Annotated in this window: 23 protein-coding genes; 19 read left to right on the forward strand and 4 right to left on the reverse strand. The window is 65.2% G+C overall.

Annotated elements, in window-relative coordinates; genetic code table 11:
• Positions 1 to 7 precede the first annotated feature (7 nt).
• The 6 genes from AC3RCP_RS14035 (at position 8) to AC3RCP_RS14060 (ending at position 6,104) form a co-directional block, all read left to right on the forward strand.
• Positions 8 to 1,615, forward strand: coding sequence for a 5-guanidino-2-oxopentanoate decarboxylase (locus AC3RCP_RS14035; protein WP_492570060.1), 1,608 nt, complete (start codon positions 8 to 10; stop codon positions 1,613 to 1,615).
• Positions 1,616 to 1,645: 30 nt separating this feature from the next.
• Positions 1,646 to 2,836, forward strand: a complete 1,191-nt coding sequence (locus tag AC3RCP_RS14040; RefSeq protein WP_101337716.1) for a pyridoxal phosphate-dependent aminotransferase — start codon at positions 1,646 to 1,648, stop codon at positions 2,834 to 2,836.
• Positions 2,829 to 4,238, forward strand: coding sequence for an aldehyde dehydrogenase family protein (locus AC3RCP_RS14045; RefSeq protein WP_492570062.1), 1,410 nt, complete (start codon positions 2,829 to 2,831; stop codon positions 4,236 to 4,238). Before AC3RCP_RS14040 ends, AC3RCP_RS14045 begins: the two co-directional genes overlap by 8 nt.
• 153 nt (positions 4,239 to 4,391) lie before the next feature.
• Entirely contained in the window at positions 4,392 to 5,093 is a 702-nt protein-coding gene (locus AC3RCP_RS14050) for an NAD(P)H-dependent oxidoreductase (protein ID WP_492570064.1), read from the forward strand.
• A 170-nt stretch (positions 5,094 to 5,263) separates the two neighbouring features.
• Positions 5,264 to 5,809 carry an RNA 2',3'-cyclic phosphodiesterase gene (gene thpR, locus AC3RCP_RS14055; RefSeq protein WP_492570066.1) on the forward strand — a complete coding sequence of 182 codons (546 nt, stop codon included), beginning with the start codon at positions 5,264 to 5,266 and terminating at the stop codon, positions 5,807 to 5,809.
• A gap of 103 nt (positions 5,810 to 5,912) precedes the next feature.
• Positions 5,913 to 6,104, forward strand: a complete 192-nt coding sequence (locus AC3RCP_RS14060) for a hypothetical protein (RefSeq protein ID WP_007931882.1) — start codon at positions 5,913 to 5,915, stop codon at positions 6,102 to 6,104.
• 33 nt (positions 6,105 to 6,137) lie between these two features.
• Here AC3RCP_RS14060 and AC3RCP_RS14065 read toward each other — a convergent pair whose 3' ends face one another.
• Together AC3RCP_RS14065 and AC3RCP_RS14070 are read right to left on the reverse strand one after the other, a co-directional pair.
• On the reverse strand, positions 6,138 to 6,623 hold the full coding sequence (locus AC3RCP_RS14065) for an adenosine-specific kinase (protein ID WP_007931881.1): 486 nt from the start codon (positions 6,621 to 6,623) through the stop codon (positions 6,138 to 6,140).
• A gap of 204 nt (positions 6,624 to 6,827) precedes the next feature.
• Entirely contained in the window at positions 6,828 to 10,391 is a 3,564-nt protein-coding gene (locus AC3RCP_RS14070) for a hypothetical protein (RefSeq protein WP_492570068.1), read from the reverse strand.
• A 358-nt stretch (positions 10,392 to 10,749) separates the two neighbouring features.
• On the opposite strand from AC3RCP_RS14070, the gene AC3RCP_RS14075 reads away from it, so the two are divergent.
• The 4 genes from AC3RCP_RS14075 (at position 10,750) to AC3RCP_RS14090 (ending at position 13,730) form a co-directional block, all read left to right on the forward strand.
• On the forward strand, positions 10,750 to 11,028 hold the full coding sequence (locus AC3RCP_RS14075) for a DUF3303 domain-containing protein (RefSeq protein ID WP_007931878.1): 279 nt from the start codon (positions 10,750 to 10,752) through the stop codon (positions 11,026 to 11,028).
• Positions 11,029 to 11,136: 108 nt separating this feature from the next.
• Entirely contained in the window at positions 11,137 to 11,409 is a 273-nt protein-coding gene (locus tag AC3RCP_RS14080) for a DUF4242 domain-containing protein (RefSeq protein WP_007931876.1), read from the forward strand.
• Between the two features lie 297 nt (positions 11,410 to 11,706).
• The gene (locus AC3RCP_RS14085) at positions 11,707 to 12,696 is read left to right on the forward strand and encodes a DUF2157 domain-containing protein (RefSeq protein ID WP_492570070.1); all 990 of its coding nucleotides are present in this window, start codon (positions 11,707 to 11,709) and stop codon (positions 12,694 to 12,696) included.
• Positions 12,693 to 13,730: a hypothetical protein gene (locus AC3RCP_RS14090; protein ID WP_492570072.1), complete on the forward strand. Its 1,038-nt coding sequence runs from the start codon at positions 12,693 to 12,695 to the stop codon at positions 13,728 to 13,730. The genes AC3RCP_RS14085 and AC3RCP_RS14090 overlap by 4 nt, the downstream gene beginning before the upstream one ends.
• A 52-nt stretch (positions 13,731 to 13,782) precedes the next feature.
• On the opposite strand, the gene AC3RCP_RS14095 is transcribed toward AC3RCP_RS14090, so the two are convergent.
• The gene (locus AC3RCP_RS14095; RefSeq protein ID WP_007931870.1) at positions 13,783 to 14,136 is read right to left on the reverse strand and encodes a hypothetical protein; all 354 of its coding nucleotides are present in this window, start codon (positions 14,134 to 14,136) and stop codon (positions 13,783 to 13,785) included.
• Between the two features lie 478 nt (positions 14,137 to 14,614).
• Between AC3RCP_RS14095 and ltnD the strand changes: the two genes are divergently transcribed.
• The 6 genes from ltnD to AC3RCP_RS14125 all read left to right on the forward strand — a co-directional run bounded on the left by ltnD (position 14,615) and on the right by AC3RCP_RS14125 (position 20,505).
• Positions 14,615 to 15,520, forward strand: coding sequence for an L-threonate dehydrogenase (ltnD, locus tag AC3RCP_RS14100; RefSeq protein WP_007931868.1), 906 nt, complete (start codon positions 14,615 to 14,617; stop codon positions 15,518 to 15,520).
• A gap of 10 nt (positions 15,521 to 15,530) precedes the next feature.
• Complete coding sequence (gene otnK / locus AC3RCP_RS14105) at positions 15,531 to 16,823, forward strand: 3-oxo-tetronate kinase (protein ID WP_492570074.1); 1,293 nt, start codon at positions 15,531 to 15,533, stop codon at positions 16,821 to 16,823.
• Complete coding sequence (gene otnC / locus AC3RCP_RS14110; RefSeq protein WP_492570076.1) at positions 16,820 to 17,470, forward strand: 3-oxo-tetronate 4-phosphate decarboxylase; 651 nt, start codon at positions 16,820 to 16,822, stop codon at positions 17,468 to 17,470. Before otnK ends, otnC begins: the two co-directional genes overlap by 4 nt.
• A gap of 193 nt (positions 17,471 to 17,663) precedes the next feature.
• Positions 17,664 to 19,124 (forward strand): GntT/GntP/DsdX family permease, encoded by a 1,461-nt coding sequence (locus AC3RCP_RS14115; protein WP_492570078.1) that lies wholly within the window; start codon positions 17,664 to 17,666, stop codon positions 19,122 to 19,124.
• A gap of 19 nt (positions 19,125 to 19,143) precedes the next feature.
• Positions 19,144 to 19,926, forward strand: coding sequence for a 2-oxo-tetronate isomerase (otnI, locus tag AC3RCP_RS14120; RefSeq protein WP_492570079.1), 783 nt, complete (start codon positions 19,144 to 19,146; stop codon positions 19,924 to 19,926).
• A gap of 165 nt (positions 19,927 to 20,091) precedes the next feature.
• On the forward strand, positions 20,092 to 20,505 hold the full coding sequence (locus tag AC3RCP_RS14125; protein WP_016704586.1) for a hypothetical protein: 414 nt from the start codon (positions 20,092 to 20,094) through the stop codon (positions 20,503 to 20,505).
• A 21-nt stretch (positions 20,506 to 20,526) separates the two neighbouring features.
• On the opposite strand, the gene AC3RCP_RS14130 is transcribed toward AC3RCP_RS14125, so the two are convergent.
• Positions 20,527 to 21,360 carry a DeoR/GlpR family DNA-binding transcription regulator gene (locus AC3RCP_RS14130; protein WP_007931857.1) on the reverse strand — a complete coding sequence of 278 codons (834 nt, stop codon included), beginning with the start codon at positions 21,358 to 21,360 and terminating at the stop codon, positions 20,527 to 20,529.
• A gap of 200 nt (positions 21,361 to 21,560) precedes the next feature.
• On the opposite strand from AC3RCP_RS14130, the gene AC3RCP_RS14135 reads away from it, so the two are divergent.
• The 3 genes from AC3RCP_RS14135 to AC3RCP_RS14145 all read left to right on the forward strand — a co-directional run bounded on the left by AC3RCP_RS14135 (position 21,561) and on the right by AC3RCP_RS14145 (position 23,101).
• A complete protein-coding gene (locus tag AC3RCP_RS14135) occupies positions 21,561 to 21,875 on the forward strand; it encodes a hypothetical protein (protein ID WP_101337727.1) in 315 nt (104 codons plus the stop codon).
• 126 nt (positions 21,876 to 22,001) lie between these two features.
• A complete protein-coding gene (locus AC3RCP_RS14140; protein WP_492570081.1) occupies positions 22,002 to 22,598 on the forward strand; it encodes an Xre family toxin-antitoxin system antitoxin in 597 nt (198 codons plus the stop codon).
• Positions 22,598 to 23,101 (forward strand): RES family NAD+ phosphorylase, encoded by a 504-nt coding sequence (locus AC3RCP_RS14145; RefSeq protein ID WP_101337728.1) that lies wholly within the window; start codon positions 22,598 to 22,600, stop codon positions 23,099 to 23,101. The genes AC3RCP_RS14140 and AC3RCP_RS14145 overlap by 1 nt, the downstream gene beginning before the upstream one ends.
• Positions 23,102 to 23,257 lie beyond the last annotated feature (156 nt).

Consider the following 23,257-nt stretch of genomic DNA (forward strand, 5'->3'; position numbering starts at 1 on the left):
GATGAACATGCACAGCACTACCTTGACCGGCGGCCAGGCCCTGGTACGCCTGCTCGCCAATTACGGTGTCGATACGGTATTCGGCATCCCCGGCGTGCACACGCTGGAGCTGTATCGCGGCCTGCCCGGCAGCGGCATCCGCCATGTCCTGACCCGTCACGAGCAGGGCGCGGGCTTCATGGCCGACGGCTACGCCCGGGTCAGTGGCAAGCCGGGGGTGTGTTTCGTCATCACCGGTCCCGGCGTGACCAATGTCGCGACCGCCATCGGCCAGGCCTACGCCGACTCGATCCCGATGCTGGTGATTTCCAGCGTCAACCACACCGCCAGCCTCGGCAAGGGTTGGGGCTGCCTGCACGAAACCCAGGACCAGCGGGCGATGACCGCGCCGATCACCGCGTTCTCCGCGGTGGCCCTGAGTGCCGAGGACCTGCCCGAGCTGATTGCCCGCGCCTACGCGGTGTTCGACAGCGAGCGCCCGCGGCCGGTGCATATCTCGGTGCCGCTGGATGTGCTGGCGGCGCCAGTGGCCCGGGACTGGAGCACTGAAGTGCGGCGCTGCCCGGGCCGCGGCGTACCGGCGGCGCAGGCCCTGGACCAGGCGGCGGCCAGGCTGCAGGCCGCCCGGCGGCCGATGATCATCGCCGGCGGCGGCGCGCTCGATGCGGCGCAGGAACTGCAACAGCTCAGCACGCGCCTGGCCGCGCCGTTTTTCAGCAGTGTCGCCGGCAAGGGATTGCTGGCGCCTGATGCCCTGCTGAACGCCGGTTCGACCCTGTGTGTCGAGCCTGGCTGGCAACTGATCGGCGAAGCCGATGTGGTGCTGGCCGTGGGCACCGAGATGGCCGACACCGACTATTGGCGCGAGCGCCTGCCGCTGAATGCCGAGCTGCTGCGGGTGGACATCGACCCGCGCAAGTTCAATGACTTCTATCCCTGTGCGCTGGCCTTGCAGGGCGACGCCCGGCAGACGGTCGCGGCCTTGTTGCAGCGCCTGGAGCCAAGGCCCCGGGACGCGACGGCGGCCATCGAGGCGGTGGCGCGGCTGCGCGCGGCGGTACGCGCCGGCCATGGCCCCCTGCAGCTGATCCACCAGGCGATTCTCGAACGGGTGGCCGCGGAGCTGCCGGAGCAGGCCTTTGTCAGCAGCGACATGACCCAGCTGGCCTACAGCGGCAACTACCTGTTCGCCAGCCGGGCGCCGCGCAGCTGGTTGCACCCGACAGGCTACGGCACCCTGGGTTATGGGCTGCCGGCGGGGATCGGCGCCAAGTTCGGCGCGCCGCAGCGGCCCGGGCTGGTGCTGGTCGGCGACGGTGGCCTGCTGTACACCGCGCAGGAGCTGGCGACCGCGGTCGAGGAGCTGGACAGCCCGCTGGTGATCCTGCTGTGGAACAACGACGCACTGGGGCAGATCCGCGACGACATGCTGGGCCTGGATATCGAGCCGATCGGCGTGTTGCCGCGCAATCCGGATTTCGCCGCACTGGGCCGCGCCTTCGGTTGCACCGTGGCCCAGCCGCAGAGCCTGGAGCAATTGCAGAACGAGTTGCGCAGCGGCTTTCGCCGCAACGGCGTGACCCTGATCGAACTCAAGCACGCCTGCGCGCGCTGACCCTCAACGCTTTTTGCGGGGACTCTTACCATGCGTTTTTCCGATCTGACTCAACGTATCGCCGGCGACGGTGCCGCCGCCTGGGGCATTCACTACCGGGCCCTGGCCAAGCAGGAGCAGGGTGAAGACATCCTGCTGCTGTCGGTCGGCGACCCGGATTTCGACACCCCGGCGCCGATCGTGCAGGCGGCTATCGACAGCCTGCTGTCCGGCAATACCCATTACACCGACGTGCGAGGCAAGCGCAGCCTGCGCGAAAGCATTGCCCGGCGGCACCGCCAGCGCAGCGGCCAGCAGGTCGGCGCCGATCAGGTGATGGTGCTGGCCGGTGCCCAATGCGCGCTGTTCAGCGTTGCCCAGTGCCTGCTCGATCCGGGCGACGAGGTGCTGGTCGCCGAGCCGATGTATGTCACCTATGAAGCGGTGTTCGGTGCATGCGGCGCCGTGGTGGTGCCGGTGCCGGTGCGTTCCGAGAACGGCTTTCGGGTGTTGCCCGAGGACGTCGCCGCGCGCATTACCCCGCGTACCCGGGCCATGGCGCTGAACAGCCCGCACAATCCGTCGGGCGCCAGCTTGCCGCGCAGCACCTGGCAGGCCCTGGCCGAGTTGTGTATCAAGCATGACCTGTGGCTGATTTCCGATGAGGTCTACAGCGAGCTGCTGTTCGACGGCGAGCACATCAGCCCGGCCAGCCTGGCGGGCATGGCCGAGCGTACGGCGACCCTCAACAGCCTGTCGAAATCCCACGCCATGACGGGGTGGCGGCTGGGCTGGGTGGTCGCGCCGCCGGCGCTGGCGGCGCACCTGGAAAACCTCGCCCTGTGCATGCTCTACGGCTCGCCGGAATTTATCCAGGATGCTGCCGTGGTCGCCCTGGACAGCGGTTTGCCGGAGCTGGACGCGATGCGCGAGGCCTATCGCCAGCGCCGCGACCTGGTCTGTGAATGCCTGGCCGATTGCCCCGGCGTGCGCGCGCTGAAACCCGATGGCGGGATGTTCGTGATGGTCGATATCCGCGAAACCGGGCTCAGCGCCCAGGCGTTCGCCGATCGCCTGCTGGAACGCCATGGGGTGTCGGTGCTGGCCGGCGAGGCCTTCGGCCCAAGCGCCGCCGGGCATATCCGCCTGGGGCTGGTCCTCGGTGCGGCGCCACTGCGCGAGGCCTGCCAGCGGATCGCCCGCTGTGCCCGTGAGTTGCTGGAGGCTGCGATCGATGCGTGATTACAGCCGACTATTCATCGATGGGGCCTGGCGCCTGCCGTCGGGGCAGGGCAGGGCCGAGGTCGCCGACCCGGCCACCGAGCAAGTGGTCGGTAGGGTCCCTCTGGGCGACGAACGCGATGTCGATAACGCCGTGGCCGCGGCCCGGCGCGCCTTCGGCCTATGGTCGCGAACACCGTCGGCGGTGCGTGCCGGTTATATCCGGGCGCTGGCCGGGCAGTTGCGTCAGCGCGCCGGCGAGATGGCCGCGCTGATCACCGCTGAGCTGGGCATGCCGGTGCAGTGGTGCCGCGCGGTGCAGGTCGACGGGCCGATCGTCGGGTTGGAGCAGTACGTCGAACTCGCCGGGGCGATGGACGAAGTACGCGAGGTCGGCAACTCGCTGGTGGTCCGCGAACCCGTGGGCGTCTGCGCCTTTATCAATCCCTGGAACTATCCGTTGCATCAACTGATCGGCAAGCTCGCGCCGGCCTTGGCGGCGGGCTGCACGGTGGTGCTCAAGCCGAGCCAGGAAACGCCGCTGCATGCTTTTCTGCTGGCTGAAATGATCGAGGCCATCGGCCTGCCGGCCGGGGTGTTCAACCTGGTCAGCGGGCCGGGCTCGAAGGTCGGCGAAGCCCTGGCCCGGCACCCGGACGTCGACATGCTGTCGTTCACCGGCTCCACCGGCGCCGGGGTGCGCGTGGCCCAGGCCGCGGCGCCGTCGGTGAAGCGGGTGTGCCTGGAGCTGGGCGGCAAGTCGCCGCTGTTGATCGGCGAGGATGCCGACCTGGCTGCGGCGGTGCGTTATGGCGTGCAGGACGTGATGATCAACTCCGGCCAGACCTGCACCGCGCTGACTCGCATGCTGCTGCCGGCCAGGCGTTATGCCGAGGCGCTGGAGCTGGCGGTGGAAGAGGCGCGGAGCCTGCGCATGGGCGACCCTCTGGACCCGCAGAGTTTTCTCGGGCCGATGTGCTCGGCCTCCCAGCGTCACACCGTTGAGGCCTACATCCAGCTCGGCGAGCAGGAAGGCGCGCGCCTGCTGTGGGGCGGTGCGGCGCAGTACGAGCGGGGCCATTATGTCGCGCCGACCCTGTTCGCCGATGTCGACAACCGCATGCGCATCGCCCAGGAGGAAATCTTCGGCCCGGTGCTGTGCCTGATTCCCTATGCCGACGAGGCCCAGGCCGTCGCCCTGGCCAACGATTCGCCGTTCGGCCTGTCCAGCGGGGTCTGGGCCGCCCGCCCCGAACGCGCCCTGGGCCTGGCCCGGCAACTGCGCGCCGGGCAGTGCTTCATCAACGGCGCGGCGTTCAACTACCAGGCGCCGTTCGGTGGCTACAAGCAGTCCGGCAACGGTCGCGAATGGGGCGAGGAGGGCCTGGCCGAGTTTGTCGAAACCAAGGCCATCCAGCGCTGAATCCCGTTACGCCGGTGGCGGGGCACAGAGCTTTGCGCTGTTGTGTCTGGCCATTTGGCTGCACGCTTGATCCCGCCTTGTTGCGCTACCGGGCGGCCGGTTTTTCCGCCCGAACCACGCCTTGCTCATTGGAATATGCCTAAGGAACCTGCCATGAATGTACTGATCGTCCACGCCCACCCCGAGCCGCAATCCTTTACCGCCGCCCTGCGTGACCAGGCGCTGCGCACCCTCGAGGCCCAGGGGCATCAGGTGCAGGTCAGCGACCTGTACGCGATGCACTGGAACCCGGTGGCCAGTGCCGCCGATTTTTCCTCACGGGAGAATCCCGACTACCTGGTGTACGCGCTGGAACAACGCCTGGGGGTGAAAAGCCAGTCGATCGCCGCGGACATCCGCCAGGAGCTCGACAAGCTGCTGTGGGCGGACTTGTTGATCCTGAATTTTCCGATCTTCTGGTTTTCGGCGCCGGCGATCCTCAAGGGCTGGATCGACCGGGTGCTGGTGTCCGGGATCTGCTATGGCGGCAAGCGTTTCTACGACCAGGGCGGCCTGAGCGGCAAGAAGGCACTGGTCAGCGTGACCCTGGGCGGTCGCGAGCACATGTTTGGCGAGGGGGCGATTCACGGGCCGCTGAACGACATGCTGCGGCCGATCCTGCGCGGCACCCTGGCCTATGTCGGGTTCAAGGTGCTGGAGCCCTTCGTCGCCTGGCATGTGCCTTACATCAGCGATCAGGCCCGCGAGGAGTTCCTGGTGGCTTACCGGCACCGACTGGAGCAGCTCGCTGACGACCTGCCGATTGAATTTCCACGGTTGTCACAGTTCGACGAGGCGCTGTACCCGCTCGGCTGACGAGGCCCGGGCGCCCAGGCGATGGCTGTCCCAGCGCTTGGCTATGCTGTTGCTGCCGACCGCCGGTCTGCCGTGCGCCGCCTGTCCGTCGGTTCGGGCAACCGGGAAACCAGGGGCCTGGAGTAACCTGACAGACAGCACTTCGCCCGGGCCGAATCGGAGGACAGGGCATGAATGATGAGTCCCGCGAGCAGGGCGAGCCGTTCAAGCGGCTGTTCTTCGCCTTGCCCTGCACCGCCGCCCAACGCCGGGCCATTGCCCAGTGGCGCAGCGCCCTGGGGCTCAGGAGCGGCCGGCCAGTGCCGGCGGAAAACTTTCATTTGACCCTGATGTTCCTGGGCTCGGTCACCGTGGCGCAGATTCCGCGGATCTGCGCCGCGGCGGCGAACGTGCGAACGCCCGGTGAGGCGCTGCACGTCCCGCTCGACCGCCTGGAGGTCTGGCGCCGGGCCGGGGTCTTGTTGCTGGCGCCGGCACAGGCGCCGCTGGCGTTGCGTCAGCTGGTGTATGCCTTGCAGGAAGCGCTGCTGCCCCTTGGGTTGGTCGATTCGCCGCGGGAATTTCGCCCACACTTGACCTTGATGCGCGACTATCGGGCGCCAGTGCCCGAGTCCCAGACCCCTGCGGATTTTCAGCTGAGTGCCCGGCACTTTGCCCTGTACGAGTCGCATAAGGGCCGTTATCGGTCGCCGGCCGAATGGGCGCTGGCGCGGTGACGCTCGGGGCAACCCTGTCAACAGGTTCGCCGGTCAGCCGAAATCCGAGTGCCCCAGGGCCTGCACGTTATAGTTGATGAGGCCGAATCAACGGGAGGAGGACATGCGCCAGATCGTCAGCAAAGAGCCGTGGTGGGCCGCGCCGCCGAAACCGGGCCAGGATGAGTCCGAGCTGGACTGGGGCTGGCTGGTCACTTACAACGAGGGCGAGCCACGCTTCGAGTTCGTCAAGGAGCGCCCTTCGGAGCAGGAGATCCGTCAGCGCAAGAGTTGCCGGACCACGCCGTCCGAGTAGCCGGTCGGCGCGGTGGGCAATCTTGCGCGACCTTCACTGCTTGTAGCCGATCTGCCGCAGCAGGTTCTTGCGCCACAGGATGTCGTCGTCGCCTTCCAGGCCCTTGGCGCAGAAGCCATCCACCACCCCCAGCACCGCCCGGCCCTGTGCCGTTTCAGCGAGAATCACCTGGCTCGGGTTGGCGGTCGCGCAGAAAATGCGGCACACCTCAGGCACCATCTTCAGGGTGTTGAGCACGTTCAACGGATAAAAACCGTCGCCGAGAAACACGATAAAGCTATGGCCGGCGGCGATCGCCTGGGCGTTCTTTTGCGCCAGCGCGATCATCGTCGGATCGCTGCCGGACCAGCGCACCAGGCATTGGCCGGAGGCTTCGCAAAAGGCCAGGCCAAAGGCGATGTTCGGCACGCTGGCGACCAGGGCTTCGTGGATGTCCTCGACGGACTTGATGAAGTGGGTCTGGCCGAAAATGAAGTTGGTGGCTTCCGGCTTGTCGATGTTCACGCTGATCAATTGCATCTCGAACCACTCCTTGCCGATGTCGCGCGGCGCTGGGGGGCGTTGACGGAAAAGGGGGCGCCCGTCGTAGCCCGTTATCGGCGAGGCGGGATTGCTTGCTGCAACAGATCAAGCATAGCCACTCATGGATGGCTGCCGGGTTGGTCATGCCTGAACGATGGCCGTCAACAGCTGATCGGCCCGTTCGTTCCTGACCGTCGGTGCCTAGAACTTCGCGTAATTCAATGCGTCGACAATCAGCGAGCCACCCACGCCGGTCAGCGACAGCAGCAGAGCGCGCACCAGTGGTTCCTCCGAATAACGCGAGAAGGCCCCAGTGCTGAGGGTATTGATGCGCTCGCGGATCAGTTTGAGCTTGCTGTAGAGCGGTGTGTTGTCGGGTGTTTCCAACAGGTGGTTATCAAGACGTTGTAACGCCGCGCGCCGAGCCTTTTCCGCGGCACGTCGCAGCGACAGAGCGGAAACGAGCAAGATCAGGGTGGTCAGCAGGAAGGAAATGACAATGCTGGGCGGTGTCGGCCAGTTATCGAACACACTGTTGCGTGACGCGATCAGGATCAACATGACGACCGTGGGGGCATAGATCAGGCGATTGACGGTCGCCGTGCGCTTGGCGATCAGTTGCATGTCCATCCAGTCGTCGATGCAGGGGTGCAGAGGCACGCCGAAAACCCTCCAGTGCTCCTTGCGCAGTGCTTTTGGCCAGATCGCGTAATGCGTGCTCAGGTTGCGGATGAACCGTGTCAGCAGGAGGTTGGCATCCACTACCCAGAACACCAACAGCTGGAAGGTCAGGGTTGGCAGCAGCCAGTTCAACATCCAGATCGATGACTCGCCCCGAATGGGCGCGCCTTCCATTGGCCAGAGCACGAAGAGCGCGCTGGTGATTACGACGAATATCCAGGTGGCGAGGAGGGCGCGCAGCATTCGGGCGCCGAAGGTGCCAGCCACGCAGTGTTCTCTCCAGAAGCTCGTGACGAAAATGATCCTGCGCTTGTCGGCAACATATGACTGGATTGTGGTCGTCAGTCTCTTCGGCGTGTGCCAGTCGCGCTCGCTGACTAAGAGCGGGAACAGGATCAGGAACAGGCAACGTCCCAGGGCGGCTCGCCACCTATGTGGCGTTGTGCCCCTTTCTCGGTTGACCAGGCGCAGTAGCTGCCCCCACAGGCTCATCTGCAGCCTGCTCATGTGTCGATCCAGGTGGTAGGCCTTTTCGATCTCGACACGGTTGATGCGCAGGGTGCGCCAACCCCAGGCCAGCGCCGTGATCGAGATGACCACGGCGAGCAGGCGCAGGGCCAAGGTGGGCCAGGCACTGATGCCCTCGAACAGGAACATCGGTTCACCCAGCCCGTCATCCGTCAATGCACGCCGGATCTGGTACATCCACAGCAAGGCCAGGACGAATACCACGATCGGTACCACGACGTACCACGCCGAGGCGTCGAACAAGCCACTGCTTGCAGGAGCGGGGACCTGTCCGGGTTGCGCTGGTTGGGGCTGATGACGGCGGATAAGTTCCGAGCAAACGATGCCCAACAGGATCAGCACGAAGGCGGTCCACATGAACTCCACGCGCCAGAACCGCATGGCGAGCCACGCCGACAGTCCGGACACCACATACAGCGTCAGCGGGATACTGTGCACCCAGGCTGGCAGTTTGCTGTCTCTGGATTGCGCATAGGTCCACCACCAGCCAAGGAGGATCACCACTACCAGCAGGATGAACGTCAGCGGCCCGGCCCAGAAAAACGACTGTCTTTCATCGAGCTTGTCGCGTACCGACTGGGAGAGTTCGGGATAAGGAGGGGGCGAAGGATCCTGCAGGCAACGCAACGCCATGAGGTCGTGCGTTGCTTGCCGGGTCTGGCCGGGTGCCGCGCAATCCTTGGGGCGTTCGGCACTCTGCTTGTTTGACAGGGGGATGAAGCCGCTGATACCCACCTCATAGATGCCCGGCGAAAGCAGCTCCGATTTGGAGTAGTCGAACTTCGCCCGCTTGGTCTCGTAGTCCTGTGGTGCCTGGGCAGCCAGAACCGCGATGAACACGGCACTTTGCAGACTCTCGCGAAACGGTGGCACATCCTGTTGCAGGGCGCGGGTCAGCGTGAGCCCGTAGGGGGCTGCCAGGACCAGGTTGCGGGTGGTCTGGGCCTGGCCGCGCTGGAGCATGCGCGCATCGAGGTTGGTGGAGAAAAACACTTTGTTCGGCATCCGGCCCTTGAGGGCCTGCAGCACCAGCAGCTTGTCGTAGGTATCGGCCCCCAGCACACCGATGGCGCCGATACCGCTGGTGCCCTTGCGGCGATAGGCTTCGTCCTCGCGCGCGATATGGTCGGCTAGGCGGCGCAGGTAATCGAGCTGGGAATTGCCGTCGGACTTCTCCAGCGGGCTCAGATCCAGGGTGTTCTTGTCCTTGCTGTTTTTATTGTCGTCGCTACCAGGCGCCTTGTTGCCGCTGGCGACCTCCTCTGGCAAACGCCCGTCCACGCCTCGCAGGTAGCTGAAGCGTAAGACCCAGTCATTGACCGCCGCCTGGTCTTTGCCCTCGATGCCGGCATCCTGGGCAACCTGCGATTTGAAACTCTCGCTCAGTGCGCGGCTGTAGAAACTGTCCCACTCGGAGACCAGCGCGATGCGATTGGAGCGCGGCCAGCCTCCAGAGCCGCAGCGGGTGCCGACCCGCAGCAATGCCCCTTGGCTGCATTCCACACCCGCGACTGGATCCACATGGCGCAGCTTCAGTTCCTCCAGCAGCAGGCGCGTCATGGTGCCGTCGTGGCTGACGGTGCGCAGCAGGTTCATGGAGCGTTTCGGCGCCGCTGGTGTTTGCTGCTGGGAGGTTGCTTCGCCGGGCGAGGGCTTGTCCAGGGCATGCATCAATATGTCGTAATCAGCAGTGGCCAGGGGGGAGTAAATCTCGATATTGGGCTTGGCGTGGCCGTTGGCTTCGTCCCGATACATATCGAGCAAGACTTTCGAGGTGGAGGGGCCGATGACCTTCAGCAGTGTCTGGTTGGACACACCAGGGCAGGTTTGTGGCGGGCCGCAATCCGAATGAAGCCTGCTCTGCAGGGTGAGGCGCAAGGCTTCGAGTCGTTGTAGCGGGTGTGAGCCCAGATGCTCCTGCTTTACCCAGAGCAGTATGGTCCGGGCGGATGGGCGCTGTTTGTCCTGCATGTCCCTGGGTGGGTCGAATGGGTTGGCAATGAAGGCTTCATAGGGGATTTCTGCGTACTTCGACTTTCCTTGCTGACCGGCTTGCGACGTTATCGGCGTGCCTGACAGGTCGTCGGCAAGGGCCAGGCAGCGGATGTGCTGTTCGTCCTCGGGCACCATGCGCGAGTTTTTGAACCCGGCCAGGATTGCATAGCGAATGCGCCGGCGCAGCTCCACTTCATCGGCATAGGGGCCGCCTTCGACCAGCGCCACTATGAGTTGGGGAGGCTCTGGCGGTGGTTGCTGCAGTTCGGCGTCCAGTACCAATGGCTTGCTGACTACAAGCTGGGGGCTGCACTCAAAGTCATTACTTGGGGGCTTGTTACCCTCCTTGAACTTTTTGCGATAACGCTCGAGCGCATCGAACGGGTCCTGCCACAGGCGCGCTTCTATCGGTGGTTGCGCCTGGAATTGCGCGCCGATGGGGCGTGGTTCGAGGAAAGGCTCGCGAGTGAGGGCGAAGGTCGAGACGACCAGACTGAGGATGAGGGCGCTACCGGGTAACCAGAGGACGAGGTTGTTACCTGAGCCATTGCTGTTATCCATGGTCTTTTCCCCCTTCCTTAGGTGTAGGGCCGACCGCTATGCATAGGTATAGCCCCCGGATCAGGCTTTATCTACCGGCCTCCCGACCCTGTAGAGAGGGCGTCGCTGGGCCAAACGAGCGTGCTTTCAAGCGGCCTGGGGCGCGCGAGCAATTGGGCCACTGACCGGTGGCTTCATGCTGGGGGCGGGAACAGGATCGGCGGTCATGCGGCGGGGGCGCAAGGCTGCTATTCCTTCCCTTGGGACAATCGTTTCAGACCAGACGGAATGCGGGTCGATACCGATGCGTGGCCGTGGTCAAGGTGCCTGCCAGGTGCGCGCGCAGAACAACGGGCGCCAGTTTCGCTGGAGGTGCCAAATGTTATTCATTGTCAGCTGGTCAATCAGTCCCGAGCGTCGTAACAGTGCGATCGAGCGATTTCTCAAGACCGGTGGGGCGCCACCCGCAGGGGTGAGCATGTTGGGGCGCTGGCATGCCGTTGGCGGCATGACGGGGTTTGGGATCGCGGAAACCAGCGATCTCGCGCTGATGCAGAAATGGGTGCTTGAGTGGAGTGACCTGCTGCGCATGGAAGTGCACCCGGCGTTGACCGATGAACAGGCCGCGCCGCTATTGGCGGCAGCGCTTGGCAGGTAACGGGCAAGCAGACCGTTGGCGATCCGCCGAGGGCTGTCTGCCTCGGCCAATATACGGGGTAACGCTGTTTGTCGGCGTGCCCCGGCCATTCACGAAGTGGAGGTTGTCATGCCAAAGTTCGTCATTGAGCGCGAGATGCCGGAAGCCGGGGCGCTTACGCCGCAGGATCTGCAACAGATCTCGCAAAAATCCTGCAAGGTTATCAGTGAGCTGGGGTCGCAAGTGCAGTGGCTGCATAGCTACGTCACGGGCGACAAGATCTATTGTGTCTATATCTCCCCGGACGAGGAACTCGTCAGGGAGCACGCCAGGCTAGGCGGTTTTCCGGCGGACCGGGTATCGCGAGTCACCTCAATCATCGATCCGACGACGGCGGAGTAGGGGCTGCCGCCGAGGTTCGCGCGCCAACAGCTAAGGAGGTTGTAGGAACGAGCTTGCTCGCGATGAACGTGAGAGCGCCGCGTTTACCCAGTCAGTGGGCGTTATCGTTAACGGCTATCGCGAGCAAGCTTCGCTCCTACAGTAACGAGCTGGGATCAGCTTTTTTGTGGTTACGGCGTGCCGCGCGGCGGTCCGCTGGGCGTCTTGATAGACAAACGGCTGCGCAGCGCTTGGCTATGCTGTCGAGTCTATAGCCGGTATGCAGCCGGTCCCCATGTCCCCAGCCCCAAGAGCGCCATGAGAAAAACCACCCAGCAGATGTTGCTCCACGAAATCGCCGACTGGCGCCACCGTGGCCTGATCGATGCCGAGGCGCAGCAGCGGCTCGGCGCCCTGCACGAACGTCCCGAACACCGCTTGTCCACTGTCCTGCAATGGCTGGGCATCGGCGCGGTGCTGCTGATCGGCATGGCGGTGCTGGGCGGCATTGGCCTGCTGGCCGAGTCGGTGCTGGTGGGGGCGGTGCTGTTTTTCGCCGCCGGTGTCGGGCTATGGCTGATCGGCGCGCGCCTGGCCCGCGACCCGGCGCGGCGCATGCCGGTCACCGGGGTGGCGATCCTGACCATCGGCCTGATCCTGATGGGCGCCAGCCTGTTGCTGGGCAGCTCCGACAGCGAGACCGGCGACTTCGGCAACCTGTCCCTGGCGCTGCTGGTCACCGCCGCCCTGAGCATCGCCACCGCCTATGGCTATCGCCTGCGCTGGCCGCTGCTGCTGGGCCTGCTTTGCGTCTTCCACGGCCTGGGTTCGTGGGAGTGGTATGGCGGTTCCGGCACTTACTATTTTGGCATCCAGGACCCGCGCTCCATGGCCGTGATTGCTGCGTTGACTGCGCTCCTGGGGCTCTGGCACCAGCGCGCCGAGGATCACGCCTTGCGCCGGTTCAGTGGCTTCGGACGGCTGTATGTGATCTTCGGATTGTTGTACTTCAACTGTTCGCTGTGGTTCCTCAGCCTGGAAGAAGCTTACCGCCAGACCCTGACCTGGACCCTGTTGTTCACCTTGGGCGCCATCGTCCAACTGGTACTCGGCGCGCGCTTCAAGCATCCCAGCTTCACCGGTTTTGGCGTGGTGTTCCTCGGCATCGACCTGTACACGCGCTTTTATGAGTACGCCTGGGAACAGCTGAGTGCCGCGGTGTTTTTTGCCGTGGCCGGCGCCCTCGGCATGCTCCTGGGCTGGTTGTTCGAACGCACTGCGCTGCGCGCCGGGGAGGCTGGCCAATGAACCCGGATCGCCGTAATCGCCAGGTGCACAACGCTCTGGACCAATGGCTGCGCGACGGCCTGATCGACACCCAGGCCCACGCGCGGATCGCCGAGCTGTACCCGCAGACCCGCTGGGACTGGCGTTCCCTGGGGCGCTGGTTCCTGACCTTCGGCGCCATCAGCCTGGCGGCGGGCTTGCTGATCCTGCTGCATGAGCACCTGACGTTCACCTTGCCGAAGCTGGCGGGCGGCCTTGGCCTGTTGATGGTCGGCTTGTTTGTCGCCGGGCGCTGGCTGCTGGGCAAACAACTGAAACTGCTCGGCGCGACCCTGGAGTTGCTCGGCGGTTTTGCCCTGATCGGCCTGAGCCTGGTGCTGGGCATGATCTACTCCGACGGCTCGGGCAACTGGCCGGCGCTGTTGCTGGTGGACCTGCTGCTGTTGCTGGCGCTCAGTTATGTGCTGAACAACGCCTTGCTGCTGACCCTGTGCAGTGTGCTGTTCTTCATCTGGTTCGGCGGGCGCAGCGGTTATGAGTCGGGGTGGGGCGCCTACTGGTTCGGCATGAACTACCCGCTGCGCTTCCTCGGCGCGGCCCTGGTCATGGTGCTGTTCGGCTTTGTCCATCTGTGGGGCGAGGCCTCGACGCTGGCCCGTTATCGCGGCTTTGCCAAGGTGTGGATTTCCGCCGGGCTGTTCATGGCCCAGATGTCGTTGTGGCTGTTGTCGCTGTTCGGCAGCTACGACCTGATCGACGGTCCGTGGCACCTGGCCGAGTCCGGCGAACTGGTGCTGTTCAATGGGCTGTGGGCGGCGTTCAGCCTGGGCTTGCTGGCACTGCGCATTCGCCTGCGCTTTTCCATGCTGGTGGGCTATGGCGCGACCTTCTTCATCATCCAGCTGTACACGCTGTTCTTCACCCAACTGGCGGACACCCTGGGCTGGTTCGTCAGCCTGCTGATCGCCGGCGGCAGCCTGTTGGGGCTGGTGATCTGGCTGGAAGGCAGACGCCAGCAACGCCGGGCTGTGCCGGGCGAAGCCGGATCGGTGTAGGGAAGGGGAGAAGCCCATGCCCGAGGTTGCGGGCATGGGCAAACGACAGGCGTCAGGCCGTCAGTCGTTTTTCGATATCCCGGTAGGTTTCGCTGTCTGTGGCCGCCAGCAGTTTGCGGCCATCCTTGAAGGTGCCGATGAAGGTCACCTCGGTTTCCTTGCCGGCTATCAGGTAGCCCGCAAGCGCACCCACCGGACCCAGCAGCATGGCCCCGGCGATGCCGTAGCCAATGGCGTCCCTGTTGGTGATGCTGTCCTGTGTCGCGATTTCCAGGTGTTTGAATGCGGAAGCTTTGACCTCGACGCCCGGCGAGGGGTTGGTCACGGTCGGCAGCTTGAAGACGCCCTGTCGGTACTCGCCATTCCCTTGTAGAAAATCACCAGCCAATACATTGATCTTTGCCATGTTGAATATCCTTGTTCAAGCATTGCGGATTGACCATACAGCGCCGTCCCGCGCCCACCGTCAATGGGTGGGCGATGAAGGGCGGTACCACTGATCGTTGATGTTGCGCCTAACAGCATCGGTCTCGAGTGTAGACGCCTGGTTGATGCAGATCAGTGCGCTGGTCGCAATGGGCTACCGCTCGTCCGTTTGATTCTGCGCGGGCTGCAAGGCTGTCACGAGCTGCCTGGTGTTCATGTTCGGCAATGTTAATAAATGTTATATTGAAAAAATACTTCACATAATCTGTTCATTGGTAGATGATCGGCCACAACCTGATAACAACAAATCACAGGACGGCCCTCGATGTCCGACAAGGTCTCGATTCACCCGCCAGGCGACCCTGTCGCCCCCGCCGCCCGTGCTCCCATTCATCCTGCGGCCCGCCGCCCGCGCCTTGCCGGCGTGGACCAGGCTGCTGTCACCCCTGGAGTACCCCATGAATAACAAGAATGTCGGTGTTGTCGGCCTGGGCGCGATGGGCCTGGGCATTGCCCGCTCGCTGCTGCGTGCGGGTTTCAAGGTGCATGCCTGTGACGTGCGTGAAGCGGTCACCCAACAGTTCGCCAGCGAAGGCGGGGTGGCCTGTGCGTCGCCGGCGCGGATGGCCGAGGCCTGCGATGTGATCATCACCGTAGTAGTCAACGCCGAGCAGACCGAAACCGTGCTGTTCGGTGGAGAGGGCGCCGTGTCGGCCTTGGGTGCCGGCAGCCTGGTGATCGGTTGCGCCACCGTGGCGCCGACCTACGCCGTGGAGCTGGGCGAGCGCCTGGCCGAACAGGGCCTGCTGTACCTCGATGCGCCGATCTCCGGCGGCGCGGCCAAGGCCGCCGCCGGCGAGATGACCATGATGACCTCCGGCCCGGCTGCCGCCTACGCCAAGGCTGAAGCGATCCTTGCCGGCATGGCGGGCAAGGTCTATCGCCTGGGCGACGCCCATGGCCTGGGTTCCAAGGTCAAGATCATCAACCAGCTGCTGGCCGGGGTACACATCGCCGCGTCCGCCGAAGCCATGGCCCTGGGCCTGCGTGAAGGGGTGGACGCTGACGCCCTGTACGAAGTGATCACCCACAGCGCCGGCAACTCCTGGATGTTCGAGAACCGCGTGCCGCACATCCTCAAGGCCGACTACACACCGCTGTCGGCGGTGGACATCTTCGTCAAGGACCTGGGCCTGGTGCTGGATACCGCCCGTGCCAGCAAATTCCCGCTACCGCTGTCGGCCACTGCGCATCAGATGTTCATGCAGGCCTCCAGCGCTGGTTTCGGCCGCGAGGACGACTCGGCGGTGATCAAGATTTTCCCGGGCATCGACCTGCCGACCGCCAAGCCCGAGCCTGTCTGAGGAACGCTCCATGACCCATTCCACCGCACGCCCGTTGCTGGGCTGCATCGCCGACGATTTCACCGGCGCCACTGACCTTGCCAACATGCTGGTGCGCGGCGGCATGCGCACGGTGCAAAGCATCGGCATCCCCAGCCGCGAAGTGGCGGCCGGGCTGGATGCCGACGCCATCGTCATCGCCCTCAAGTCGCGCACCACGCCGGTGGCCGAGGCGGTCGAGGAATCCCTCGCGGCCCTGGACTGGCTGCGCGAGCAGGGCTGCGAGCAGATCTTCTTCAAGTACTGCTCGACCTTCGATTCCACCGCCGCCGGCAATATCGGCCAGGTCAGCGAGGCCCTGCTCAAGGCCCTGAACAGTGATTTCACCCTGGCGTGCCCGGCGTTCCCGGAAAACGGCCGGACCATTTTCCGCGGCCACCTGTTCGTCCAGGACCAGTTGCTCAGCGAGTCGGGCATGCAGCATCACCCGCTGACGCCGATGACCGACGCCAACCTGGTGCGCGTGCTGCAGGCCCAGACCCAACTGAAAGTCGGCCTGCTGCGCTACGACAGCATCGCCGGGGGCGTCGAGGCGGTGCGGGCGAAGATCGCCGAACTGCGCGCGCAGGGCGTCGGCATGGCCATCGCCGACGCGCTGTCCGACCAGGACCTCTACACCCTGGGCAGCGCCTGCGCCGACCTGCCGCTGCTCACTGGCGGTTCCGGCCTGGCCCTGGGCCTGCCGGGCAACTTCCGCCGCGCCGGCAAACTGCGCGACTTCGACGCGGCGTCGCTGCCGACCGTTGCAGGCGGCGAAGTGGTGCTGGCCGGCAGCGCCTCGGTGGCCACCATTGGCCAGGTCGCGGCCTGGCTGGAGGCCGACCGTCCGGCCCTGCGCATCGACCCCATGGCCCTGGCCGCCGGCGAGCCGGTGGTGGAAAACGCCCTGGCCTTTGCCCGCGACAGCGACGAAACCGTACTGATTTACGCCACCAGCACCCCGGCCGAGGTCAAGGCGGTGCAACAGCAGCTCGGCGTCGAACGCGCCGGCGCGCTGGTGGAGAACGCCCTGGGCGAGATCGCCGCGGGCCTGCGCCAGAACGGCGTACGCCGTTTTGTGATTGCCGGTGGCGAAACCTCCGGCGCGGTGGTCAAGGCGCTGGGGGTCAACCTGTTGCAGATCGGCGCGCAGATCGACCCGGGCGTGCCGGCCACCCTCAGCAACTCCAGCGAACCGCTGGCACTGGCTTTGAAGTCCGGCAACTTCGGCAGCCGCGACTTCTTCGTCAAGGCCCTCAAGCAACTGGCCGGAGGTGGCCGATGAGCGCCGCGGCAAGCAAGGAACAGGCCCTGCGCGAAGAAATCTGCGACGTCGGCCGCAGCCTCTACCAGCGCGGCTACACCGTGGGCAGCGCCGGCAATATCAGTGCGCGCCTCGACGATGGCTGGCTGATCACCCCGACCGACGTCTGCCTCGGCCGCCTCGATCCGGCGGCCATCGCCAAGGTCAACCTGGCGGGGGAGTGGGTGTCCGGCAACAAGCCGTCCAAGACCCTGGCCCTGCATCGCCAGGTCTATGACCGCAACCCGAGCGTCGGCGGCGTGGTGCACACCCATTCCACCCACCTGGTGGCGTTGACCCTGGCCGGGGTATGGCAGCCGGACGACATCCTGCCGCCGCTGACGCCGTACCAGGTGATGAAGGTCGGGCACATCCCGCTGATCGGCTACCAGCGCCCGGGTTCGCCCAAGGTCGCCCAGCAGGTGGCGCAACTGGCCAACAGCGTGCGCGGGGTGATGCTCGAACGCCTGGGGCCGGTGGTCTGGGAAAGCTCGGTGGCCAAGGCCAGCTACGCCCTGGAAGAACTGGAAGAAACCGCGCGACTCTGGCTGATGAGCAATCCCAAGCCTGCGCCGCTGGATCAGGCAGCCCTGGATGAGCTGCGCGAGACCTTCGGCGTGCATTGGTAGGTAGCGCGCTGCTGCAACTCGAAACTGTAAACCGACATTGCAAGCACCGCCCGGGAGTCGTCCTCAGGCTCTCGACGGCCCCGGCTTGCCTTTAAAAAACAATAACAACAGGACATCCCCGCATGACGTTCCCTGACTGCAGCTGTTTTGGCTTCACCGGCGCTTCTTTCTCTTATGAGGGAGGGGCCGCGCAATGAGCCCGCTTATCCTGATGTTGACGGCCGGCGCGGGCATCGCGCTGCTGCTGTTCCTGGTGCTCAAGTACAAGTTCCAGCCCTTTGTCGCGCTGATGCTGGTGAGCATCCTGGTGGCGCTGGTGGCCGGGGTGAAACCGGCCGACCTGGTGGCGACCATCGAAGGCGGCATGGGCAAGACCCTCGGCCATATCGCGATCATCATCGCCCTCGGCGCCATGATCGGGCGGATCATCGAGCTGTCCGGCGGCGCCGAGGCCCTGGCCAAGACCCTGATCGAGCGTTTCGGCAACCGCCGCACGCCGCTGGCGCTGACCATCGCCGGGTTCATCATCGGCGTGCCGGTGTTCTTCGAAGTCGGGGTGATCATCCTTATGCCGCTGGCCTATGGCGTCGCTCGCCGGGCGCGCAAGCCGCTGCTGGTGTTCGCCTTGCCGATGTGCGCGGCGCTGCTCACCGTGCACGCGTTCCTGCCGCCCCATCCGGGCGCCGTGGCCGCGGCCAGCCAGCTGGGCGCCGACCTGGGCCGGGTGCTGATGTTCGGCCTGCCGATCACCGCCTTCCTGTGCTACGTCGGCTACCGCGTGGCCGGGCGCATGACCCGGCGCTTCTACCCGATGACCGACGATATCCGCGCCGAAGTCTATGGCCCCCACGTGACCAACGAGGACCTGCAGGCCTGGACCAACGGCAATGCCAAGGACCCGCAACAGGCCGCGGTGGCCGTGTCCCACATGGGCCTGGAAGAGTCCACCAGCGCCATAGTCGCCAAGCTGCCGCCAGCACCCGCGCCCGGTTTCGCCCTGATCGTCAGCCTGATCCTGCTGCCGATCGTGCTGATCCTGCTGGGTACCCTGGCCACCTCGCTGCTGCCGGCCGAATCGACCTTGCGCGGTGTCATGACCGTACTCGGCGCGCCGCTTGTGGCGCTGCTGATCGACACCTTACTGTGCGCCTGGCTGCTGGGTTCGCGCCGAGGCTGGAGCCGCAACCAGGTGTCGGACGTGATCGGCTCGGCCTTGCCGGGCGTGGCCATGGTGATCCTGATCGCCGGGGCAGGCGGGGTGTTCGGCAAGGTGCTGGTGGACACCGGGATCGGCGCGGTGGTCTCCGACCTGCTGCGCACCACCGGCTTGCCGGTGCTGGCCCTGGGCTTTTTGCTGACCATGCTGCTGCGCGCGGTGCAGGGTTCGACCACCGTGGCCCTGGTGACCACCGCCGGGATCATCAGCCCGCTGATCGCCACCCTTGACCTGACCCCCAACCACATGGCGCTGCTGTGCCTGGCCATGGGCGGTGGCGGGCTGGCGATGTCGCATATCAACGACGCCGGCTACTGGATCTTCACCAAGCTCGCCGGGCTCAACGTGGCCGACGGCCTGCGCACCTGGACCGTCATCACTACGTTGCTCGGTACCCTGGGTTTCTGTATTACCTTGCTGATCTGGCCTTTTGTCTGAGCCGTTTTTAGGAGCCAACATGCCTCGTTTTGCTGCCAACCTAAGCATGCTCTACCCGCAACACGGGTTTCTCGAGCGTTTCGCCGCCGCGGCGGCCGACGGTTTCGAAGCGGTGGAATACCTGTTCCCCTACGACTACAGCCCCCAGGAACTCAAGCAGCGCCTGAGCGACAACGGCCTGGTCCAGGCGCTGTTCAACGCGCCGCCCGGCGACTGGGCGGCGGGCGAGCGGGGCACCGCGACCCTGCCGGGGCGCGAGGCGGAGTTCCGCGCCGGCTTCGACCGCGCCCTGGAGTACGCCGCGGTGCTGGGCAACTCGCGCATCCATGTAATGGCCGGCCTGCTGCCCTCGGAAGAGCTGCGCGAACGCCATCACGCGGTGTACCTGGAGAACCTGGGCTACGCCACCGCCCAGGCGGCCAAGGCCGGGGTCACCGTGCTGCTGGAGCCGATCAACACCCGCGACATGCCGGGCTTCTTCCTCAACCGCCAGGACCAGGCCCAGGCGATCTGCAAGGAAGTCGGCGCGAGCAACCTCAAGGTGCAGTTCGACTGCTACCACTGCCAGATCGTCGAGGGCGACCTGGCGACCAAGCTGCGTCGCGACTTCGACGGCATCGGCCATATCCAGATCGCCGGCGTGCCGGACCGCCACGAGCCGGACCTGGGCGAGCTGAACTACCCCTACCTGTTCGCGCTGATGGACCAGCTGGGCTACGACGGCTGGGTCGGTTGCGAGTACCGGCCGCGCGGCGATACCTCGGCCGGCCTGCAATGGCTGCGGGACTGGAAAGCCTTCTGAGGGGCGGGCAGGGCGGCGCCACGGGGTAGCGCGCGCCGCCCGAAAGCCGCGATTCTGCGGGAATCTGAACATTTCTGGAGGTGTCGGCCTTCGCTCCCCAGCTGCGGGTACATTGGCTCCCTGTCGCCAGGGCCATCACTGGTGCCATCAATGGGAGCGGTGAGCATGGAAAAGTCGATATTCGTCGATCAGTCGGGCCTGGACGACGCGCCTTGTCGCCCGCGCGATCTGCATTGGGAACAGATCCCCACCGTGACCCTGGAGCGCATCGAGCGCGAATACCGCCGTGCCCGGCGCACCACCATTCTTGGTCAGTGGATCAATATCGCCAGCGTGCTGCTGGTGGTGCTGAGCGCCGCCTGCGGCCTCTGGCTGTGGAACCACTTCCGCGCCCAAGGGCTGGACCAGGGCTTTGGCCTGCGCCAGTTGTTCGTGCTGTTGTTCTTTTTCGCCAGCCTGTGCGCGGTGGTGGAGTGGCTGCGGCGCATTCGCCGCACCACCCGGGTCGCCCTCGACGGCTTGAGCGAAGACCTGCGGGATATCGCCTGCGTGCTGTGGTTCAGAAAGCAGCACCGGTGAGCGGCACCCGCGCAGCGGCTGTCAGTCTTTCGCTGCAACCGCTTGCGAGTCGGAGGGCAGCAGCAATTCCACGCCTTGCTTGCGAATCCCGTCCGCCGCGGCCTGGGCCAGGTCGTCGTCGCTGATGATCACGTCGAACTGCTCCAGCCCGGCGATGCGGTACATGCTGAAGGTGCCGTACTTCGAACTGCTGGCCACCAGCACCACCTGGGACGCCGACTGCATCGCCACCTGCTTGACCTCGACCTTCAACGCCGACGGCGTAGTGATGCCGCGGCGCAGGTCCCAGGAGCTGGTGGACATGAAGGCGATGTCGGTCACCACCTGACGCAGAGTCGCCACCGCCAGCCCGCCGACGCAGGAATGGTTGTCGTGGTCGAGCTGGCCGCCGGTGTGGATCACCGTCACCTGCGGCGCCTCCATCAGCGCCTGGACGATGCCGAAGTCATTGGTCACCACGGTCATGCCCGACAGCGCCTTGATGTACGGCACGATCTCCAGGGTGCTGGTGCCGGCGTCCAGGTACACCGTCATGTCCGCGTGCAGTAAACGCGCCGCCAGCCGGGCCATGGCCTGCTTCTGCGGCAGCTCGACCACTGCCTTGCTCTGGTGGCTCGGCTCGCTGTGCAACTGGCTGGCGATACGCACCCCACCGGTCACCGAATAGGCCCGGCCTTCCTGCTCCAGCAGGGCAATGTCGCGACGCACCGTCATGTGCGAGCAGTCGAACATCTCCATCAACTGATGCACGCTCAACACCTGGTGCTTGCGCAACTGGCGCAGGATCAGCTCGCGACGCTGCTCGGGAATCATCGGGGCGCCGCTATCGCTGGCGATGTCCTTGGGGTTGGGCATTGAGGCTCCGCAGTGGCTGGGCAGAAGGCAGGTAACTGGCGGACATAGTAGCGAATCCGCGAGGCGTGGACGAGAACCCGTATAGGGCCGCATGGCTCTGCTTCTGTAGGAGCGCAGCTTGCGCGCGATGAACGATGACGCGATATTCCTGCATTGCGCGTGACGGCTATCGACCGGCAAGCAGTTACCAAGGAGCGGTCATGGACCCCAGACGTTATGAACACCTGACGATCAGCGTCGAGCCCCATGAAATGCGCATGAGCCATTGGGTGTACGCACCCAGGGTGGTGGATGCTCGCGATGGCCGGGTGCTGCTGGACCTGAGTGGCGGGCCGTGGGACCTGGTGTCCTGTTCGCCATCGACGGCGGCGGTGGAGCTGCTGTTGCGCAAGTATCCCGGAGAGCGTGAGGCGCTCCGCCTGAGCATTCGCCTGGCCGACAACAGCCTGTGGCTGGAGGGCACTGCGGTTGCCACCGAGAATATCGAGGGGGCGTTGGAGAGGGCGCATGGCTGAGCCGCGCCGTGGCTCATGCCGGCGAAGCGTCACCGGGGCCTGACGACCGTTGGTAAGCTGGCGGTTCTTTCTTTTGCCAAATGGCATTAGAGTGAATGCCATCTGTCATCCGGCAGGGAGATGATCATGACCGCCGCCGCCAAGAAAACCGCCACCGTGAAACCTTCGGCCGAGGCTGAGAAGGCCAAGGGCAGTGTGCCCAAGGCCATCGCCAAGGTCGAACCACGCAAGCCCTCCGCCAGCCGCATTCGCGGCCCCAAGGCCAACCTGCTGCGCGAAGAGGCGGCGGTCTATGCGCTGCCTTCGCCCATGGTGCGCGGGCTGCTGCCGGGCACTGACGCCGATGACCCGATGGCGGTGTTCAGGGCCACCCAGCTGGGATTCTCCCTGGGTGCGGTGATCGAGCTGGTGGAGTCGGTCGAGGCCTTCAAGCGCTACAACGTGCTGGCGAAGATCGTCGGGTTTTCCGAGCGCACCCTGGCGCGGCGCCTGAAGAACCAGGAGCAGGCCCTGACCCCCGAACAGAGCGCCCGCGCCTTGCACTACGCGCAAGTGCTGGAAAAGGCCGAGGCGGTGCTGGGCTCCCGGGCGCTGGCCGAAGACTGGATGACCCAGCCGGCGCTGGGCCTGGATGGCGAAGTCCCCATCGACCTGCTGGCCAACCCGGTGGGCTATGAGCTGGTGACGGACTTTCTGCACCGGCTCGAGTTCGGGGTCTACTGATGCTCACCGACCCCCTGGCCCCGGCCTTGCATTTCTGGCGCCTCGACCAGGCCCGGCATGCCTCGACCTGGAACAGCGGCATTGGCGCCGAAGGCAGTGGCGGGCGCTGGAACCCCAAGGGGGTGCAAGTGGTGTACGCCAGCCTGGATGCCTCGACCGCGATCCTGGAAGTGGCGGTGCACAAGGGCTTCAAGGCCCTCGACTGCCTGCCCCACACCCTGACCGCGGCCCGGGTGCTGGACCCGTCGCGGGTCCACACCGTCCACCCCGAAGACATCCCCAACCCCAACTGGCTGATCCCCGGCACCCCCAGCCACAGCCAACAAGCCTTCGGCGCCAGCCTGCTGGAGCAGCATCCCTTCGTGCTGATCCCCTCCAGCGTGTCGCGCCATAGCTGGAACCTGCTGATCAACCCCTTGCTGGCCACGGGGTTGTATGAGCTGGTGTTGCAGGAGCGCTTTGCGCTGGATGGGCGGTTGAGTCCGCCGGAGCATGTCGTGTAGCGCAGCAGCGCCGAGCAATTTCAGAATCTTCCTACAACCCGGCTCTAGCCACTTAGCGTAACGTTCCGTTGCCAACTGCAACCAAACTTGCCCCCATCCTGATGGGGGCTTTTTTATGGACGATGTGGAAGCGGAGACGGCCTGCTGAAAAGGAGT

The organism is Pseudomonas sp. GW822-FHT05A08 (assembly GCF_058800485.1).

Bases quoted from the DNA above. Each gene is read 5' to 3' on its own strand.
- AC3RCP_RS14035 (WP_492570060.1), top strand. From the start codon at position 8: ATGCACAGCACTACCTTGACCGGCGGCCAGGCCCTGGTACGCCTGCTC.
- AC3RCP_RS14040 (WP_101337716.1), top strand. From the start codon at position 1,646: ATGCGTTTTTCCGATCTGACTCAACGTATCGCCGGCGACGGTGCCGCC.
- AC3RCP_RS14045 (WP_492570062.1), top strand. From the start codon at position 2,829: ATGCGTGATTACAGCCGACTATTCATCGATGGGGCCTGGCGCCTGCCG.
- AC3RCP_RS14050 (WP_492570064.1), top strand. From the start codon at position 4,392: ATGAATGTACTGATCGTCCACGCCCACCCCGAGCCGCAATCCTTTACC.
- thpR (WP_492570066.1), top strand. From the start codon at position 5,264: ATGAATGATGAGTCCCGCGAGCAGGGCGAGCCGTTCAAGCGGCTGTTC.
- AC3RCP_RS14060 (WP_007931882.1), top strand. From the start codon at position 5,913: ATGCGCCAGATCGTCAGCAAAGAGCCGTGGTGGGCCGCGCCGCCGAAA.
- AC3RCP_RS14065 (WP_007931881.1), bottom strand. From the start codon at position 6,623: ATGCAATTGATCAGCGTGAACATCGACAAGCCGGAAGCCACCAACTTC.
- AC3RCP_RS14070 (WP_492570068.1), bottom strand. From the start codon at position 10,391: ATGGATAACAGCAATGGCTCAGGTAACAACCTCGTCCTCTGGTTACCC.
- AC3RCP_RS14075 (WP_007931878.1), top strand. From the start codon at position 10,750: ATGTTATTCATTGTCAGCTGGTCAATCAGTCCCGAGCGTCGTAACAGT.
- AC3RCP_RS14080 (WP_007931876.1), top strand. From the start codon at position 11,137: ATGCCAAAGTTCGTCATTGAGCGCGAGATGCCGGAAGCCGGGGCGCTT.
- AC3RCP_RS14085 (WP_492570070.1), top strand. From the start codon at position 11,707: ATGAGAAAAACCACCCAGCAGATGTTGCTCCACGAAATCGCCGACTGG.
- AC3RCP_RS14090 (WP_492570072.1), top strand. From the start codon at position 12,693: ATGAACCCGGATCGCCGTAATCGCCAGGTGCACAACGCTCTGGACCAA.
- AC3RCP_RS14095 (WP_007931870.1), bottom strand. From the start codon at position 14,136: ATGGCAAAGATCAATGTATTGGCTGGTGATTTTCTACAAGGGAATGGC.
- ltnD (WP_007931868.1), top strand. From the start codon at position 14,615: ATGAATAACAAGAATGTCGGTGTTGTCGGCCTGGGCGCGATGGGCCTG.
- otnK (WP_492570074.1), top strand. From the start codon at position 15,531: ATGACCCATTCCACCGCACGCCCGTTGCTGGGCTGCATCGCCGACGAT.
- otnC (WP_492570076.1), top strand. From the start codon at position 16,820: ATGAGCGCCGCGGCAAGCAAGGAACAGGCCCTGCGCGAAGAAATCTGC.
- AC3RCP_RS14115 (WP_492570078.1), top strand. From the start codon at position 17,664: ATGAGCCCGCTTATCCTGATGTTGACGGCCGGCGCGGGCATCGCGCTG.
- otnI (WP_492570079.1), top strand. From the start codon at position 19,144: ATGCCTCGTTTTGCTGCCAACCTAAGCATGCTCTACCCGCAACACGGG.
- AC3RCP_RS14125 (WP_016704586.1), top strand. From the start codon at position 20,092: ATGGAAAAGTCGATATTCGTCGATCAGTCGGGCCTGGACGACGCGCCT.
- AC3RCP_RS14130 (WP_007931857.1), bottom strand. From the start codon at position 21,360: ATGCCCAACCCCAAGGACATCGCCAGCGATAGCGGCGCCCCGATGATT.
- AC3RCP_RS14135 (WP_101337727.1), top strand. From the start codon at position 21,561: ATGGACCCCAGACGTTATGAACACCTGACGATCAGCGTCGAGCCCCAT.
- AC3RCP_RS14140 (WP_492570081.1), top strand. From the start codon at position 22,002: ATGACCGCCGCCGCCAAGAAAACCGCCACCGTGAAACCTTCGGCCGAG.
- AC3RCP_RS14145 (WP_101337728.1), top strand. From the start codon at position 22,598: ATGCTCACCGACCCCCTGGCCCCGGCCTTGCATTTCTGGCGCCTCGAC.